The organism is Aeromicrobium sp. CF3.5 (assembly GCF_051262695.1).
Taxonomy (GTDB): domain Bacteria; phylum Actinomycetota; class Actinomycetes; order Propionibacteriales; family Nocardioidaceae; genus Aeromicrobium.
The window spans coordinates 25353-40806 of record NZ_JBIMEZ010000011.1; the positions used below are offsets into that span (position 1 = coordinate 25353).

The following is a 15454-nucleotide window of genomic DNA, read 5'->3' on the forward strand; positions in this document are numbered from 1 at the left end:
ACCACCCACCGTCCACGCATGATCCGCATCGGAATCGACACCGGCGGAACATTCACCGATGTCGTCGCCTTTGACGAGGGCAGCGGCGAGATCTTCACGACGAAGACGCCGTCCACCCCCAGCAATCCGGCCGATGGCTTCATGGCCGGCGTCAACAAGGTGCTGGAGCAGGTCGGCCTTCCGCCGGACAGCGGTGATGCCATCAGCGCGGTGAGCCACGGCACGACCGTCGCCACCAACCAGCTGCTCGAGGGCAAGGTGGACCGGGTCGGATTCATCACCAACGACGGCTACGAGTCCGTCCTGGAGATCGCGCGGCAGTCGGTTCCCGACGGTTACGGAAACTCCTACTTCTGGGTCAAGCCCAACCGGATCGTGCCCCGCGACCTGGTCAAGACGGTCGTCGGCCGCCTGGACTTCCACGGCAACGAGATCCGCCCGTTCGACGAGGACCAGGCCCGCACGGTCGCCCGGTGGTTCAAGGCCCAGGGCGTCAACACCCTCGGCGTGTGCCTGCTGCACTCGTACGCCAATCCCGTGCACGAGCAGCGGATGCGCGAGATCTTGACCGAGGAGCACCCCGAGGCCATCGTCTCGGTGTCCTCAGAGGTGCTGCGCGAGTACCGCGAGTACGAACGCTCCATGACGACCCTGGTCGATGCGTCGGTCAAGCCCAGCGTCTCGCGCTACATCGACAACATCAAGTCTCGACTCGATGCCTTCACCGCCAGCGACGGAGAGCGCAGCATCCCGTTCTACGTGATGAAGTCCAACGGCGGTGTGCTCAGCGCCGACGAGGTGGTCAAGCAGCCCATCACCACCGTGCTCTCGGGGCCGGCCGCCGGCGCCCTGGGTGCTGCGCTGATCGCCCAGAACGCCGGGTTCGATCGCGTCCTGACCTGTGACGGTGGTGGCACGTCGACCGACGTCTCCGTCGTGATCGACGGCGAGCCCACCCTCACCACCGAGGGAACGGTCGGCGTCTACCCCAGCAAGATCCCGATGATCGACGTCGTGACCGTGGGAGCCGGCGGCGGATCGATCGCTTGGTTGTCCCCCGAGGACGGCCTCAAGGTCGGCCCCGCGTCGGCGGGAGCCGACCCGGGCCCGATCTGTTACGCCAAGGGCGGCACCGACGTCACCATCACCGATGCCCACGTCATGCTGGGTCGCATCCCTGCTCACCTGCTCGGAGGAGAGATCGGCCTCGACGCCGAGGCCGCCGAGGCCGGTGTCGTCGAGCTGGCTGCACGGCTCGGGCTGACCCCGGCCGAGTGCGCCATGGGGGTCCTCGAGATCTCCGCGTGGAACCAGGCCAATGCGCTGCGCCAGATCACCGTCAAGCGAGGTCTGGACGTCCGCGACTTCACCCTGACCACCTTCGGCGGTTCCGGGTCGCTGCTGCTGTGCCGACTGATGGACATCTTGGACATCCCGACCGTCCTGGTGCCGCCGAACCCCGGCAATGTCTCGGCCTTCGGCCTGCTGACCGTCGACGTCAAGAACGACTACGTGCAGACCCACGTGACGCTGCACGAGAACATCGAGGTCGGGTCGTTGCACGCCTACTTCGACGAGCTCACCGACCGTGCCCGTGAAGCGCTCGACAAGGAGGGCTTCACCTCTGATCAGCACCGGTTCGTGCGTACGGCCGATCTTCGCTACTTCGGCCAGGCCTTCGAGGTCCGGGTCCCGGTGGACGAGGGTGCTGTCACCCAGGAGCTGGTCGATGCCGCCGCGGACCTGTTCCACGCCGAGCACCGTGCGCTCTACGGCTACGACTTCGCCGAGGACCCCACCCAGCAGGTCGAGTGGGTCAACCTGCGGGTCTCGGGCATCGGGCCCATCACCCGCCCGGCCTTCGTGTCCTCGGCCCCAGAAGACGGCGCAGTCAGCGGCGCAGAGGCCGGCGCCCCTACGCCGACCAGTCATCGTGCGGTCTGCTTCGATCCGGGCGTCGGAGTCGTCGACACCCCGATCCACTGGCGCCCCGACCTGGCCGCCGGCACCGTGATCACCGGTCCGGTGATCATCGAGGAGTTCGGCTCCACCGTGCCAGTCCACCCCGGCTTCGTCGCCACGATCGACAACTTCCTCAACATCATCGTCACTCGCGAAGGAGTCACTCGATGACCGCCTCACAGACCGCCCCCACCCAGTTCCCCTTCGGCACGCTGACCGACGACGCCGGGGCTTCCGCCGATCCGATCCTCGTCGAGATCGTCCAGGGCAGCCTCGCCTCGGTCGAGATGGAGGTGGAGACCGCCATCGCCAGGACCTCGCGCTCCCCCATGATCCGCGACGCCCACGACTTCCGCGCTGGCATCCACGACCGTCTGATGCGCAAGCTCACCGGTCGTTCCTACAGCGCCCTGGTGCACCCGATCGCCCGGGACTTCCCCCTCGAGGAGATGGTGCCCGGCGACGTGTTCTTCCACAACGACGTCTACCAGTCCGAGGGTGGCATCGGGCACCTGCCCGACCTGTGCGTCACGGTGCCGGTCTTCCACACCGACGAGTCCACGGGCAAGCCCGAGGTCGTCGCCTTCGTGCAGGCATTCGGCCACCACGACGACATCGGCGGCGCCGTCCCGGGCTCGATGCCCAGCAACGCCACGTCGGTGTTCGAAGAAGGCCTGATGGTTCCCCCGATCAAGCTGTGGGACGCCGGCAAGCCCGTGCGGTCGGCGCTGGCGATCATGACCCGCAACTCGCGCATGCCCGACGCCCTCGCGGCCGACCTCGATGCCGAGTGCTCAGCGTGCCTGATGGGCGCCCGCCGCCTCGGAGAGCTGTTCGACCGCTACGGCCGCGAGGTCGTCGAGTCGTGCTTCGACGCCATCATCGACCGCACCACGCAGACCTACCGGCGCGAGATCCTGAGCCAGATCCCGGTCGGGAGCTGGGTCTGGGAGGACTATGCCGAGCACGACGGCGTCGACGACCCGCGGCTGCACACCCAGCGCATCACCTTGACCCGGACCTCGGCCGAGGACGAGGGCGGCGAGCGTCTGATCCTCGACTTCGCCGGCACCTCGCCCCAGGCCAAGGGGCCGATCAACCACTGCGGCGACTACTCCGACGGCGTCTTCCTCAAGAAGTGGCTGGCCCCGATCCTGCGCAATCTCGCCGAGACGCCCGAACGCATGGCCGAGCTCGACGTCAACGAGGGCATCGTGCCGCTGATCGAGATGCGGTTCCCGCCCAAGGGCACCCTGCTCACACCGATCTTCCCGGCTCCGACCAACGCGCGAACCTTCGTCATCCTGCGCCTGCTCGGTGTGCTCGCCGGCGTCATCGCGAAGGCTGTCGACGGCCGGATGCCCGCCGATCAGGAGACGATCCGCTACACCGGGGTCTACGGCGAGGACATGGAAGGTCGCCCCTACCTGATGCGCGAGGTGCTCGGTGGCGGCGCCGGTGGCCGCTACTACGCCGACGGCGAGGACACCATCCACGTCGTTCCCGACTCACGCAACCTGCCGACCGAGTTCACCGAGTCACGGTTCCCGTTCATCGTCGAGCGACTCGGTCTCGCCACGGACTCCGGCGGAGCCGGTCAGTTCCGCGGCGGGCTGGGCTATGAGAAGCACATCCGCATGCTCAAGGATGCGCACTTCATGTCGATCGCCGATCGCTCGATCCTCGCCTGCTGGGGCGTCAAGGGCGGCAAGGCCGGACAGCCCTTCGACGTCGTCATCAACCCGGGCACCCCCGAGGAACGTCAGGTCGACGCGCTTGCCGATGCCGAGCTGGTCCAGGCCGGCGAGACGATCCGCATCCGCACGACCGGCGGCGGCGGCTGGGGCGACCCACTCGACCGCGAACCAGGATCGGTGGTGCGCGACGTCGTGTGGGGCAAGGTCTCGGTCGAGTCCGCGCTGGCCGACTACGGGGTCGAGCTGACCGGGAGCGCCGACACGGATGACCTCGCCCATGACGAGTCCGCCACCGCCGCGACGCGAGAGCGCCTGCGCGGCGAGCGGGAGGAGAGCGCGTTCTTCGATCGCGGGCCCGGTTACGCCAGGCTCAGCGGTGGCGCGGTCTCGGCCGAGGTCGACTGGATCTGAGATGAGCCCCGCCACCATCGCCGTGGTCGGCGCGCGCGGCAAGACCGGGCGCGCCGTCACCGATGCACTCCATCGGCGGGGTGCATCGGCGCGTCCGATCGGGCGCGCCGAGCTGCGTGATCCCGTCAGCGCTCTGCGCGGTTGCGAGGCGGTCTATCTGATCGCCCCCAACCTGCATCCGGACGAACCGGCGTTCGTCGCGGGCATCCTCGACGCAGCGGCCCGCGCCGGCACGTCGCGCATCGTCTACCACTCGGTCGTGTCGCCGCACGCACCGTCCATGCCGCACCACCTGGGCAAGGCGGTGAGCGAGGACCTGGTTCGCCGGTCCTCACTGTCCTGGACCCTGCTGCAACCCAGCTGCTACCTCCAGAACGTCGTGCCCGCGCTCAGCGCTGCGCCACCGGCACTTCGCGTCCCCTACTCCACGACACAGCCGTTCTCCTTCGTCGATCTGCTCGACGTCGCCGAAGCCGCAGCCACGATCGTCGTGGCCGATGGGCACGGGGGCGGTGCCCACCACGGCGCCACGTACGAGCTCGGCGGGACCGAGCGCACCACGATCGGCGACCTCGCTCGAGTCGCGGAGGCGATCCTGGGCACCCCCGTGCCGGCCGAACGGATCGATCCTGCCGCATGGTCGGCAGCTCAACGCACCGCGACCGGGGACGACAGGCTCGATGACCGCCAGGTGTCCTGGTTGTCATCGATGTTCGACTACTACGACCGCCACGGACTGCTCTGCGGCGCCGTTCCACTGACCGCTCTGCTGGGACGGCAGCCGACGACCGTCGAGGCCACCTTGCGGCGCGAGCTCTGACCGACACCGCACGCTTGGCAACTTCTGCCGAACTACCGCGTGTTCCGTGGCCAATCTTGATCGTGCGCCACACCACACATCTGGCCTAGATTTCAGGTATGCGCATCGTGATCGCCCTGGGCGGAAACGCCATGACCTCGGCTGATGGTCAGGCGCGACCCGAGGACCAGCACGCCGCCATCGTGCAGGCCGCCATCCCGATCGCGGATCTGGTCGCGGCTGGCCACGACGTGCTCCTCACGCACGGCAACGGCCCCCAGGTCGGCAACCTGCTGGTCAAGAACGAGCTCGCCGCAGCCCAGGTTCCGCCAGTCTCCCTCGACTGGTGTGGAGCGCAGACCCAGGCCACGATCGGCATGCTGCTGATGAATGCGCTGGACGACGCGTTCGCGGCCCGAGGGCTCGACCAGCGCACGGCGACCCTCGTGTCCCGGACCCTCGTGTCCGCCGATGATCCCGGCTTCACCGAACCCACCAAGCCGGTCGGTCGATATCTGTCCGACGACGAGGCTCGCGTGATGATCGAGCACGGCCAGCAGTACGTCGAGGTCGCCGGTCGTGGTTGGCGCCGCATCGTCGCCTCACCAGAGCCTGTGGAGTGCCTGGACAGCCCCGCCGCGGACACCTTGATCGCAGCCGGCTACGTCGTGGTCTGTTCTGGCGGAGGCGGGATTCCCACGGTGCGCACCCCCACGCACGGGTATGCAGGCATCGAAGCGGTCATCGACAAGGATCTGACCGCTTCCCTGATCGCCCGGCAGATCGAGGCCGATCTGCTCGTGATCGCCACCGACGTCGACTCCGCCATCACCGACTGGGGAACTCCGCAGGCCGCCGCCATCGGGCAGGTGACCGTGACCCAGATGCGCGCCATCGCCGAGGAGCAGGGCTTCGCAGCCGGTTCGATGGGACCCAAGGTCGAGGCCGTCACTCGTTTTGCCGAGTCCGGCCACGGCACCGGCATCATCACCTCACTCCCCCGCATCAGCGCCGCCATCGACGGCCGCGTGGGCACGCGCGTCATGCCCGACTGATCCAGACTCAACAGAACCGTCCACCCACCAGGAAGGAAGCATCCCGTGCTCCCAGCTATTGAAGTCCGCAAGGTCCCGATCCACTCCGTCGCCGATGCGAGCGAGCTCGCCAAGCTGATCGACGACGGCGTCATGGAGGCCGACCGTGTCATCGCCATCATCGGCAAGACCGAGGGCAACGGCGGCGTGAACGACTACACGCGCATCATCGCCGACCGCGCCTTCCGCGAGGTGCTGATGGACAAGGGCACCCGCTCCGATGACGAGGTCCACCAGATCCCCGTGGTCTGGTCCGGCGGCACCGATGGTGTCATCAGCCCGCACGCGACGATCTTCGCGACCCTGCCCGAGGACAAGACCACGCAGACCGACGAGCCACGCCTGACGGTCGGCTTCGCGATGAGCGACGTGCTCCTGCCCGAGGACATCGGTCGCGTGGCGATGGTCGAGAAGGTCGCCGCCGCCGTCAAGGACGCCATGGCCAAGGCCGGCATCACCGATACCGCCGACGTCCACTACGTGCAGACCAAGACGCCGCTGCTGACGATCAACACGATCCAGGACGCCAAGAGCCGCGGCAAGACCGTCTGGACCGAGCACACCCACGAGTCGATGGACCTGTCCAACGGCACCACGGCGCTCGGCATCGCCGTCGCCCTCGGCGAGATCGAGATGCCGACCGATGAGGACGTCATGCACCGGCGCGACCTCTACTCCGCGGTGGCCTCGTGCTCCTCGGGCGTCGAGCTCGACCGGGCCCAGATCGTCGTGGTCGGCAACGCGCGCGGCGTCGGCGGCAACTACCGCGTCGGGCACTCGGTCATGAAGGATGCGCTCGACACCGAGGGCATCTGGGAGTCCATCGCCGATGCCGGCCTGGACCTGCCGGACCGTCCGCGCACCAGCGACCTGAACGACAAACTGGTCAACGTGTTCCTCAAGTGCGAGGTCAGCCAGGACGGAGTCGTCCGTGGTCGTCGCAACGCGATGCTCGACGACTCCGACGTGCACTGGCACCGTCAGATCAAGTCCTGCGTCGGCGGCGTGACCGCTTCGGTCACCGGCGACCCGGCCGTGTTCGTCTCGGTGTCGGCGGCCCACCAGGGCCCCGACGGCGGCGGGCCGGTCGCTGCGATCGTCGACCTGAGCTGATCGAGTCATGACCGAATCGACGACCGGCGGCCCCCTGGACGGCATCCTCGCTCTGGACCTGACTCGAGCCCTGGCAGGCCCCCACGCGGGGATGATGCTGGGCGACCTCGGGGCACGCGTCATCAAGATCGAGAGCACCACCGGCGATGACAGCCGGGGATGGGGTCCGCCGTTCGTCGGCTCGGAGGACGAACGCGAGTCGACGTACTTCATGTCGGCCAACCGCAACAAGGAATCGATCGTCCTGAATCTCAAGGACGCCGAGGACAAGGACGTCCTGACCCGGTTGATCCAGCGTGCCGACGTCCTGATGGAGAACTTCCGGGTCGGCGTGCTCGATCGGCTCGGCTTCAGCACCGAGCGACTGCACGAGCTCAATCCACGCCTCGTCGTCCTGTCCATCACCGGATTCGGCCACGACGGCCCGGAGGCCGCCCGGTCGGGATATGACCAGATCGCCCAGGGCGAGGCCGGATTGATGAGCGTCACCGGGTCCAGCCCGGACGAACCCACCAAGGTCGGCGTCCCGATCGCCGACCTCCTGGCGGGCATGAACGGCGCCTACGGAGTCGTGGCCGCCCTGTTCGAGCGGGAGCGCACGGGCCGCGGTCGTGTCGTGCGGACCTCGCTGATCGCCGGAGTCGTCGGCATCCACGCCTTCCAGGGAACGCGCTGGACCGTGGGCCACCAGGTGCCCGGGCCCTCCGGCAACCAGCACCCCTCGATCGCCCCGTACGGGCTGTTCCACACCGCCACCTCCCCGATCCAGCTGTCGTGCGGCTCCGAATCGCTGTGGCGCTCCTTCGCACCCCTGGTCGCCATCGACCCGAGCGAGCCACAGTTCGCCACCAACGGTCTGCGCGTCACCAACAAGGAAGCCCTGATCGAGCTGATCGAGGCGGTGTTCGCGACCCAGCCCGCCGAGCACTGGCTGGCAAGGCTCGAGGAGATCGGCACACCGGCAGGCAAGGTGCGCACCATCGACGAGGTCTACGAGTGGGAGCAGGTCAGATCGCAGGGACTGGTGATCGAGGTCGACCACGCCACCCAGGGGCGCCTGACCCTGCCGGGGCCGGTGCTGCGCTTCGACGACAACGCCCACGCCGGATCACGGGTGCACAACATCGCACCTCCCACGCTCGGCCAGCACGACGAGTCGATCCGGGCCTGGCTCGACGAGACGCCATGACGGCGCGCCCGTCGGTACGCGAGCTGATCGCGATCGTCCTGGATGCTGACTCGTTCGAGTCCTGGGACACGTCGATCGACATCTCGCACCATCCCGAGCCCTACCGCCGTGAGCTCGAGGCCGCCGCCACCCGGTCCGGCTTCGACGAGTCCGTGCTCACCGGACGCGGACTGATGCGCGGACGCCCGGTGGCGATCATCGCCAACGAGTTCCGGTTCCTCGGCGGTTCGATCGGTGTCGCGGCCGCCGACCGGATCACCTCGGCGATCCGGCGCGCGACGGCCGAGGGGCTGCCCATCTTGGCGACGACCTCGTCAGGCGGCACCCGCATGCAGGAGGGAACTCCCGCGTTCCTGCGCATGGTCGAGATCTCCCGCGCCATCATGGACCACCGGGCCACGGGGCTGCCCTACCTCGTGCATCTGCGTCATCCCACGACCGGAGGGGTCTTCGCGTCCTGGGGATCGCTGGGGCACATCACGGTCGCCGAGCCCGGAGCGCTGATCGGCTTCCTCGGCCCCAAGGTGTACGAGCTGCTCAACGATCGCGCCTTTCCACCGGGCGTGCAGGTGGCCGAGAACCTCGCGAACAAGGGCATCATCGACGCCGTCGTGTCGACCGAGGACCTCGCCGTCGTCGTCGATCGAGCCCTCAGCCTGCTCGTCGACCCCGCCAAGCCCGGATCCTTGACCCCGCGCACCGGCGACACGGACCCGAGCATCTCGACGTGGCAGTCGATCCTGCTGACTCGAGAACCAGCCCGCCCGGGGGTGCGCGAGATCCTGCGTCACGGCGGCGAGGACACCGTTCGCCTGCACGGCACGGACGAAGGTGAACGCGACAGCGCGATGCTGATCGCCCTGACCCGGCTCGACGGACAACCCTGCGTCGTGGTCGGTCAGGATCGGCGACGGCAGACACCGGCAGCCCCGATGGGCCCTGCGGCTCTTCGCGAGGCACGCCGCGGCATGCGACTGGCCAACGAGCTCGGGCTGCCGCTCGTGTCGTTCATCGACACCCCGGGTGCTGACATCGCACCAGCAGCCGAGGAGAAGTCGATCGCCGGGGAGATCGCCCGGTGCCTGGCCACCATGGCCACCATGAAGGTCCCCACGGTCTCGGTGCTGCTCGGCCAGGGTTGCGGCGGCGGAGCCCTCGCGCTCGTGCCCGCGCACCGCGTCATCGCGGCCGAGCACGCCTGGCTGTCGCCCCTCCCTCCCGAGGGCGCCAGCGCCATCGTCTACGGCGACACCGACCACGCCGAGGTGATGGCCGAGAGTCAGAAGGTTGGCTCACGCGAGCTCCTGCAGTCCGGCTCGGTGCACCAGGTGGTCCCCGAGACGCCCTCGGCGATCGAGGATCCCGAAGGCTTCTCGACGGCGCTAGCCGCCGCCATCGGTCACCAGCTGCGCGACCTGATCTCCACCCGCTCGCCCTGAGTGGACCGGACCCCACCCTCCTCCCGCGAAGCGAGCCGACCCATGTCCACGATGCAGATCCACGTCGCGAATCATCCCTTGATCGCGCACAAGCTGACCACGCTGCGCGACACACGGACCGACTCGCCGACCTTTCGGCGCCTGACCGACGAGCTCGTCACGCTGCTCACCTTCGAGGCGACTCGTGACGTCCGGGTCGAGGCGGTCGAGGTGACGACTCCGGTCACCACGACCACCGGAGTCAGGCTGACGTCTCCTCGGCCGCTCGTCGTGCCGATCCTGCGGGCAGGCCTCGGCATGCTCGAGGGCATGCAACGCCTCCTGCCGACGGCCGAGGTCGGCTTCCTCGGCATGGCTCGCAACGAGACGACCTTGGTGGCCGCCACGTATGCCGAGCGACTTCCCGAGTCGTTGTTGGGCCGGCAGTGCTTCATTCTCGACCCCATGGTGGCCACCGGTGGAACGCTGACGGCCGCCATCGAGTTCTTGGCGACGCGCGGCGCCGAGCAGATCACCGCCATCTGCCTGCTCGCGGTGCCTGAGGGCATCGAACGGGTCCAGGCCGGGATCGCGACGCTCGACGTCCCCGTGTCCTTGGTCGTCGCCGGCCTCGACGACGGACTCAACGACGTCGGGTGGATCGTGCCAGGTCTGGGCGATGCCGGCGACCGGCTCTACGGCATCGCACCCTGATATGTACTGATCTGTCTAGGCCCCTTGACTTGAATTGTCTAGTGGCCTTGACTAATCTCATGAAGCGCAAGGATCTCATCAAGCAGCTCCGCCAGTTCGCGAAGGACAACGGCCTCGAAGTGGTCGAGACCGAAGGAAGCAACCACACCCGCTTCATCGTCGGCGGCAGGCGCACCGTCGTTGCCCGCCACAACGAGATTCCCGAAGTCACCGTCAGGAAGATCCTGAAGCAGATCGGAGCCATCGAGTGAAGGTCACTGCACACGCCACCCGATCACAGGGCTGGTGGGCTGTCGAGGTCCCCGAGATCGACGGCGCATTCACCCAGGCGCGCCGGCTCGACCAGGTGCCGGCCATGGTCCGCGACGCCGTCGCTTTGCTCGAGGACGTACCCGAGGAGTCAATCGAGGTCGAGCTGGTTCCTGAGCTTGACGAAGCCTTGTCACTCGCCATCGCTGCCGCAGAGCTTGATCGCGAGGAGTCAGAGCGCCTGGCAAGAAGGGCTTCAGATGCAGTCGCTCTGATTGCTCGATCACTCAGCTCGGACGAGGGTTACTCGTTGCGTGACATCGGCGTCATCCTCGGCGTTTCACATCAGCGGGTGGCGCAGATCATTGGTGCGAAACCTGCTCCTCAGGGCGGTACGTCGTCGTCGAAAGCGAGTGGCCGCACAAGAGTGACGGTCCGGTCGGTTACCTCTGGCCGATCCGGAGCGATGTCGAAGGTCGCACGCGGGCGTCGCTCCATCTCGAAGGCCTAGCGGTCAGGTCCAGCCGACAATTCGATCAGGAGCTTGACCGACGTAGTCGCCGACCCAATCTCGGTCCTGGTCAGCGCCCTGACATGCAGAAGGCCCTCACGCGGAGGGCCTTTGCTCCCCCACTTGGACTTGAACCAAGAACCCTTCGATTAACAGTCGAATGCTCTGCCAATTGAGCTATGGGGGATCGGCTTCGCACGAGGGCCAAGCACGACCACTGATGCTACCAAGTTGGACCCGCAGCTGTCGCATCGCCTCGGTCTCGACGGCCCGGACACGTCCCGGTGAAAGACCGACGTGCTCGGCCACCTGCCGGCGCGACATGGGCGCCGCTCCGCCGACACCGTGGCGCAGGCGCAGCACCTCACTGGCTGGCGGGTCGAGACCTTCGATCCAGGTCCAGCTCTCGTCTCTCGTTGCTGCCACGCCGTCCTGCGCCGGCAGCGGAACGTCGACCCGCGGCGGCGTCCGCATCGCACCGCCGATCCACGACCAGGCATAGGTGGCCAGACGGGCTCCCTGGTCCGGATCGAAGCGATCCACCGCCTGGATGAGACCCACCGCACCGGCCTGGACGCCGTCGCGCAGGTCATCTCCTCGCAGACCGAACATGAGGGCCCGTTGGACCACGGCCCGCATGCCCGACATCACGAGGGCAGCGCGCGCCTCGACATCACCGTCCCGCATCCGGCGGGCGAGTCGGTGTTCCTGCTCGGCATCGAGCGGAGTCTGCTCGAGCAGGCGGCGTACGGAGGCGTCCATGCCTCCAGACAAGGGCTCATCGCGTGCGGCCGACACCCACCGGCACGCGCCTGTGGACGGACGAGTCGGCTCCGGTCAGCTGGGGACGATGCCCAGCGATCGGTCGCGCGTCTGGCGGAGCTGCTGCTCCAGCGCGATCAGCTCGCCGAACATGCGGTTGTAGATGTCGACCTGGTCGATTGGATTGGTGCGCTGCAGCTTGGACTTGACCTCTGCGACCCGACGAGTGAGCGTCAGCACCTGCAACCTCGCCAGCACCGATGACACCACGGCCTCCGCATTGCGCCCACCGGCACGCATCGGCTCGACCGCGGCGATCTCCAGGACCTGGCGAAGAGCGCCGTCCTCGATGCGTTCTGCCACGGTCGGCAGCCAGCCGGGATCGGGCTTCTCGGGCCAGCGCGTGGAGCCGAGGTGCTGCCACAGCGCCTGGGACGCCGGGTGCGTGAAGTCGTCGATGTCGAGATCGTCGCGATGCTCACGTGCCAGCTCGGGGTGCTGCACGATGACCTTGAACGCTTCACGCTCATCGGCGAACTGCGGCGCCCCGAACCCCTGGGTGATGGGCGGCCCCGCGGCGGGCTTCGCCGTCTCGGCCTGTGAGGAGTCGGCGCGGGCGTGCTCGGGTCTGGCCACCTCGGGCCTGGCCACCTCGGACCTGGACGGGGCCGGCGCCGAGGCGAGACTTCGGTGCGCCGCGCGCACCGTCTCGGGGTCGATGCCCACACGTCCTGCGATCTCGCGCAGCAGCTGCTCGATCTTGGATCGATCACGGATGGATCGGGTGAGGGTCACGGCCTCACGGACGGCATCGATGCGCTGGTCGGCGCGGTCGAGGTCGTAGCTGGCGAGCATGTTGTCCAGGACGAATCGGTACAGCGGGATGCGTGACCCGATCAGGTCGCGCACCGCAGCGTCGCCATCGGCCAGGCGCAGATCGCACGGATCCATGCCGCGCGGCTCGACCGCGACGTAGGTCTGCGAGACGAACTGCTGGTCGCCACTGTAGGTCTTGAGGGCTGCACGACGACCGGCCTCGTCGCCGTCGAAGGTGAAGATGACCTCACCCCGGAAGGCGTCGTGGTCCAGCATCAGCCGGCGCATGATGCGGGCGTGGTCCTCGCCGAAGGCCGTGCCGCAGGTGGCGACCGCCGTGGTGACGCCTGCCTCGTGACAGGCCATGACGTCGGTGTAGCCCTCGACGATGACCGCCTGGCTCGCACCGGAGATCGAGCGCCGGGCGAGGTCGATGCCGTACAGCACCTTGCTCTTGTTGTAGAGCGGGGTCTCGGAGGTGTTGAGGTACTTGGCATCGATGCGATCGTCGTCGAGCATGCGACGCGCCCCGAAGCCGATGATCTCGCCGGTCATCTCGCGGATGGGCCACATCAGCCGTCCACGGAACCGGTCGTACAGGCCGTGGTTGCCGCGGGCGCACAGCCCACCTGTGACCAGCTCGTCGTCGGTGAATCCCTTGCCCCTGAGATGGGCTGCAAGTGCCTCCCCCGAGCGCGGAGAGAAGCCCATGCCGAAGCGTTCTGCGGCGGCCTGGTCGAAGCCGCGATCGGTCACGAACTGGCGACCGGGCTGCGCATCGGCGGCCGTGCTGAGGTGCGCCGCATAGAACTCGCCTGCCCACCGGTGTGCCTCGAGCAGTCGCTGCCGCTGCTGGGGGTCCTTGCGCGGACCGGACGGCGCCACTCCCTCTTCGTACTTCAGGACGATGCCGTACTTGGACGCCAGCCGTTCCACGGCCTCGACGAAGCTCAGGCCCTCGATCTCCATCAGGAAGCGATAGACGTCGCCGCCGGCTCCGCAGCCGAAGCAGTGGTACGAGCCCACCGAGGGCCGGACGTTGAACGAGGGCGACTTCTCGTCGTGGAAGGGGCACAGGCCCTTGCGCGACCCGCCGCCAGCATTGCGCAGGGTGACGTACTGCTCGACGATCTCGTCGATCCGGGATCGCTCGCGCACCAGCGCGATGTCCTCGGCCTTGATGCGTCCCGCCATGACGCGATCCTACGTCCGCCTGCCGACGGGCCTCTCGGGGCCGGGCGTCGCGACCGTGGTGACGGGACGCTCAGCCCAGCAGCCTCAAGGCCCAGGAATGAGCAGATACATCGGTGAGGCTGGCGACCTGGTCGATGATCACACGCCGGCGGGCCGCGTCATCGTCGGCTGCTGCGAAGTCGTCGGCGAAGTCCGACTCGAGATCGCGCCCCTCGCTCGACCCGAGCACCGTGACGAGAGCCGTCAGCAGCTCACGCTGCCGGTCCTGCACGGTGGCCCGCTGGTGGGTGCGCATCACGTAGTGCGCCGCCAGTGCCTTGAGCACGGTGATCTCGTCGCGGGTGTCGGTGGGGACCTCCAGGTCGGCCTCGTAGCGCACCAAGGGGCCGGTCCCCCACTGCTGCACCGTGGCGCTCTGGGCTGCGGTCGCGAAGCGTCCGATCAGGGCGCTGGTCAGGCTCTTGAGCTCGGCCCGCGCCGATCGTCCGCCCCCGACGGCCCCGGTCGGCCACTCCTGCAGGGCCTGCAGGCGATCGAGCGCCGAGTCCAGACGCGACGAGGTGGCGTCGGGGTCGTACCAGTCGCGGCCGACCTCGAACACCGACGTGGTGTCGAGGGTCGCCGGGTCGAGCGTGAAGAAGCCGCCCACGACGCCGTCCTCGACGTCGTGCACCGAGTACGCGATGTCGTCGGACAGGTCCATGACCTGCGCCTCGATCGGTCGGCGCCACGCTGGCGCCGCGTCTCGCAGCCAGGCGAAGACGTCGTGGTCGTCGGCGTAGGCGCCGAACTTGACCCCCTGGCCGCCTGCACTGCCGCCGGGGGCCTCACCGCGAGCCCAGGGGTACTTGACGCAGGCCGAGAGCGTGGCGCGGGTCAGGTTGAGCCCCACGCTCTTCCCCGAGGCGTCGAAGGCCTTGGCCTCCAGCCGGCTGAGCAGCCGCAACGTCTGCGCGTTGCCCTCGAAGCCGCCGATGTCGGACGCTGCGGCATCCAGCGCAGTCTCCCCGTTGTGACCGAACGGAGGATGCCCGAGATCGTGCGCCAGCGCAGCGGAGTCGACGATGTCTGGATCGCAACCCAGCGACTTGCCCAGCTCGCGGGCCACCTGGGCCACCTCGAGGGAGTGGGTGAGCCGGTTGCGCACAAAATCATCAGTGCCCGCGCCCATGACCTGCGTCTTGGCCGACAGCCGTCGCAGCGCCGAGCAGTGGACGACCCGGGCCCGATCACGCTCGAACGGTGTACGACCGGCCCGCTTGGGAGGCTCGTCCACGAACCGTTCACGCGCTTCTGCTCCGTACTCGGAACGGGGCTCGGTACTCATCGGATCCGAGACTATCGTTTCGGCCCGCGATCGCGGACCCGCACGCTGACCGTGACATTTCAACTGGCACGGTCGCGTGACCTGAGCAACAGTGGAATCGTTGAACAGTGCGGGCCGGGGGGCCGCGACATCTCGGCGCACGACGCCGGGAGGTTCCCTTTCCGGTCCGAATCAGTTGCTCCCGACCGAAAGAGATCT

General features: G+C 68.2%; 13 protein-coding genes and 1 tRNA gene. 10 read left to right on the top strand and 4 right to left on the bottom strand.

Features of this window, described 5'->3' with window-relative positions; all coding sequences use genetic code 11:
- Positions 1–18 precede the first annotated feature (18 nt).
- From ACHAA3_RS15595 to ACHAA3_RS15640, 10 genes are all read left to right on the top strand, one after another.
- Entirely contained in the window at positions 19–2133 is a 2115-nt protein-coding gene (locus tag ACHAA3_RS15595) for a hydantoinase/oxoprolinase family protein (protein ID WP_435709989.1), read from the top strand.
- The gene (locus tag ACHAA3_RS15600) at positions 2130–4070 is read left to right on the top strand and encodes a hydantoinase B/oxoprolinase family protein (RefSeq protein WP_435709990.1); all 1941 of its coding nucleotides are present in this window, start codon (positions 2130–2132) and stop codon (positions 4068–4070) included. The genes ACHAA3_RS15595 and ACHAA3_RS15600 overlap by 4 nt, the downstream gene beginning before the upstream one ends.
- A gap of 1 nt (position 4071) precedes the next feature.
- Positions 4072–4890 (top strand): SDR family oxidoreductase, encoded by an 819-nt coding sequence (locus ACHAA3_RS15605; RefSeq protein ID WP_435709991.1) that lies wholly within the window; start codon positions 4072–4074, stop codon positions 4888–4890.
- A 98-nt stretch (positions 4891–4988) separates the two neighbouring features.
- Positions 4989–5924 carry a carbamate kinase gene (locus ACHAA3_RS15610; protein WP_435709992.1) on the top strand — a complete coding sequence of 312 codons (936 nt, stop codon included), beginning with the start codon at positions 4989–4991 and terminating at the stop codon, positions 5922–5924.
- Between the two features lie 45 nt (positions 5925–5969).
- Positions 5970–7076 (top strand): ring-opening amidohydrolase, encoded by a 1107-nt coding sequence (locus tag ACHAA3_RS15615; RefSeq protein ID WP_435709993.1) that lies wholly within the window; start codon positions 5970–5972, stop codon positions 7074–7076.
- Between the two features lie 7 nt (positions 7077–7083).
- Positions 7084–8265, top strand: coding sequence for a CaiB/BaiF CoA transferase family protein (locus tag ACHAA3_RS15620; protein ID WP_435709994.1), 1182 nt, complete (start codon positions 7084–7086; stop codon positions 8263–8265).
- Positions 8262–9704, top strand: coding sequence for a carboxyl transferase domain-containing protein (locus ACHAA3_RS15625; protein ID WP_435709995.1), 1443 nt, complete (start codon positions 8262–8264; stop codon positions 9702–9704). Before ACHAA3_RS15620 ends, ACHAA3_RS15625 begins: the two co-directional genes overlap by 4 nt.
- 51 nt (positions 9705–9755) lie before the next feature.
- A complete protein-coding gene (gene upp / locus ACHAA3_RS15630) occupies positions 9756–10397 on the top strand; it encodes a uracil phosphoribosyltransferase (RefSeq protein WP_435710038.1) in 642 nt (213 codons plus the stop codon).
- A gap of 59 nt (positions 10398–10456) precedes the next feature.
- The gene (locus tag ACHAA3_RS15635; RefSeq protein WP_435709996.1) at positions 10457–10648 is read left to right on the top strand and encodes a type II toxin-antitoxin system HicA family toxin; all 192 of its coding nucleotides are present in this window, start codon (positions 10457–10459) and stop codon (positions 10646–10648) included.
- Between the two features lie 104 nt (positions 10649–10752).
- Positions 10753–11157 (top strand): hypothetical protein, encoded by a 405-nt coding sequence (locus ACHAA3_RS15640; protein ID WP_435709997.1) that lies wholly within the window; start codon positions 10753–10755, stop codon positions 11155–11157.
- Positions 11158–11271: 114 nt separating this feature from the next.
- Here the strand turns inward: ACHAA3_RS15640 and ACHAA3_RS15645 are convergent.
- The 4 genes from ACHAA3_RS15645 to ACHAA3_RS15660 form a co-directional block, all read right to left on the bottom strand.
- Positions 11272–11344, bottom strand: a tRNA-Asn gene (locus ACHAA3_RS15645).
- The gene (locus ACHAA3_RS15650) at positions 11335–11919 is read right to left on the bottom strand and encodes a sigma factor (protein ID WP_435709998.1); all 585 of its coding nucleotides are present in this window, start codon (positions 11917–11919) and stop codon (positions 11335–11337) included. The genes ACHAA3_RS15645 and ACHAA3_RS15650 overlap by 10 nt, the downstream gene beginning before the upstream one ends.
- 75 nt (positions 11920–11994) lie before the next feature.
- Positions 11995–13929 (bottom strand): DNA primase, encoded by a 1935-nt coding sequence (dnaG, locus tag ACHAA3_RS15655; protein WP_435709999.1) that lies wholly within the window; start codon positions 13927–13929, stop codon positions 11995–11997.
- 70 nt (positions 13930–13999) lie between these two features.
- Complete coding sequence (locus ACHAA3_RS15660) at positions 14000–15256, bottom strand: deoxyguanosinetriphosphate triphosphohydrolase (protein ID WP_435710000.1); 1257 nt, start codon at positions 15254–15256, stop codon at positions 14000–14002.
- Positions 15257–15454: the final 198 nt, after the last annotated feature.

Excerpts from the sequence above, each read along its gene's own strand:
- ACHAA3_RS15595 (WP_435709989.1), top strand. The coding sequence starts at position 19 with ATGATCCGCATCGGAATCGACACCGGCGGAACATTCACCGATGTCGTC.
- ACHAA3_RS15600 (WP_435709990.1), top strand. The coding sequence starts at position 2,130 with ATGACCGCCTCACAGACCGCCCCCACCCAGTTCCCCTTCGGCACGCTG.
- ACHAA3_RS15605 (WP_435709991.1), top strand. The coding sequence starts at position 4,072 with ATGAGCCCCGCCACCATCGCCGTGGTCGGCGCGCGCGGCAAGACCGGG.
- ACHAA3_RS15610 (WP_435709992.1), top strand. The coding sequence starts at position 4,989 with ATGCGCATCGTGATCGCCCTGGGCGGAAACGCCATGACCTCGGCTGAT.
- ACHAA3_RS15620 (WP_435709994.1), top strand. The coding sequence starts at position 7,084 with ATGACCGAATCGACGACCGGCGGCCCCCTGGACGGCATCCTCGCTCTG.
- ACHAA3_RS15625 (WP_435709995.1), top strand. The coding sequence starts at position 8,262 with ATGACGGCGCGCCCGTCGGTACGCGAGCTGATCGCGATCGTCCTGGAT.
- upp (WP_435710038.1), top strand. The coding sequence starts at position 9,756 with ATGCAGATCCACGTCGCGAATCATCCCTTGATCGCGCACAAGCTGACC.
- ACHAA3_RS15635 (WP_435709996.1), top strand. The coding sequence starts at position 10,457 with ATGAAGCGCAAGGATCTCATCAAGCAGCTCCGCCAGTTCGCGAAGGAC.
- ACHAA3_RS15640 (WP_435709997.1), top strand. The coding sequence starts at position 10,753 with ATGGTCCGCGACGCCGTCGCTTTGCTCGAGGACGTACCCGAGGAGTCA.
- ACHAA3_RS15650 (WP_435709998.1), bottom strand. The coding sequence starts at position 11,919 with ATGGACGCCTCCGTACGCCGCCTGCTCGAGCAGACTCCGCTCGATGCC.
- dnaG (WP_435709999.1), bottom strand. The coding sequence starts at position 13,929 with ATGGCGGGACGCATCAAGGCCGAGGACATCGCGCTGGTGCGCGAGCGA.
- ACHAA3_RS15660 (WP_435710000.1), bottom strand. The coding sequence starts at position 15,256 with ATGAGTACCGAGCCCCGTTCCGAGTACGGAGCAGAAGCGCGTGAACGG.